Source organism: Terrisporobacter mayombei (genome assembly GCF_020748465.1).
Classification (GTDB): Bacteria; Bacillota; Clostridia; order Peptostreptococcales; family Peptostreptococcaceae; genus Terrisporobacter; species Terrisporobacter mayombei.
On sequence record NZ_JAHZMP010000024.1, the window covers coordinates 1 to 1,482 of the forward strand.

Consider the following 1,482-nt stretch of genomic DNA (forward strand, 5'->3'; position numbering starts at 1 on the left):
TGTGGTTATTATAGCAAAGAGGATACACCTGTTCCCATTCCGAACACAGAAGTTAAGCTCTTGAGCGGCGATGGTACTTGGGGGGCGACCCCCTGGGAGAGTAGCACGTAGCCACGTAATCTTTTTTATTATTAAAGATATTTATAGGCATACCGAATAGGTATGCTTTTTTTATATGAACTTTAGCTTGTTTAGTAGATGAGAAACATAAATTTTCCTGTCGTGTGTTACGCCATCTATCGTATATTTATTTGATAGAATGATTAACAAATGAAGTAAACCCAAACATACGAAATATACCTGATTATGGTAGCTATTATTTATTGAAATATAATAAATGTGTATTTGCTATATTTTAAAATGTTTTAGACTATTATTAAAATATAGAAGATTGATGAAAAGCTAAGCAGCAATAGATTGAACAAAGGCAAGAGAAAGTGGCGGTAAAAAAATCATTTGAGTTTACAAAAAATAGAGTGTATAGACTAAAAAATTAATAAATATATAGAAAGAATTGTGTCTGATAGCAATATAGAGGGACATGACAAAATGGTAGCTATATAAAATATAGACGATTTACAAGAAAACTTAGAAGAATATAAATTAAGCAAATAAAAACTACAAAAATAAAATTAGGTATGAAAGTTAAAATATTAAACAAATATCGATTATAGATTCAAATATTAAAATTATAAAATGTAATTTGTTACAATGTTTAAACTACGATTGATAATAAACATAGTTATGTTATTTCTTGTAATGTTGCTAATGACATAAATGATTTAAGTAAATTATCTAACAGGTATTAAAGCTATAAAAGGTTGTTAAAAAGTGAAAGTTTAGTGTAGTTTGCATATAGTATTAAATATAATAAATTTTAAATGTAAACCTAAAATACTTATACTTCTTTCAGACCTTGGATACGTTGAGAAAAATATTAATTTATTTATAAAAAATAGAAGTAAGGGGGTAAGCGATTATAATTAAATAATTATTAAAAAACTATGAATAATTGTTTTTACTTTGAGTATATTAATAGATGTGAATAAAATATTTAATAACAAATACTTATTATTTAATAAAAAAAATTTATTAACACTATTAACCATTAGTTGTGGATAAAAAATAATTATTTAGAATATATAGCAATTTGAGACTGTTTATAATGTGGATAAAGTAAAATGAAGTGTGTTAATAAGTTTTTTATAAAATTATATATAAAAAAGTTTGAAAAAACTATTGACCAATATAATTTACGATGATATAGTATTACTTGTCCTTGAGACAGGGACAAAACGTCAACGAAAATTTCTTAAAAAAAGTAGTTGACAAAGAAAAACAGCTTTGATAGAATGAAGAAGCTGAAACAAGCAAAGAACTTTGAAAATTAAACAGTAGGTTAACAATAAATTAATTCTTTAAGAATTAAACTGAAACAACAAACAAACCAAGCCAGATATTCAGATAATGATTAGTCTGAGC

Annotated in this window: 1 rRNA gene; it reads left to right on the plus strand. The window is 25.0% G+C overall.

What is annotated here, in order from left to right:
- Window positions 1-117 (plus strand): 5S ribosomal RNA (gene rrf / locus K0039_RS20010).
- The last annotated feature ends 1,365 nt before the right edge of the window (window positions 118-1,482 follow it).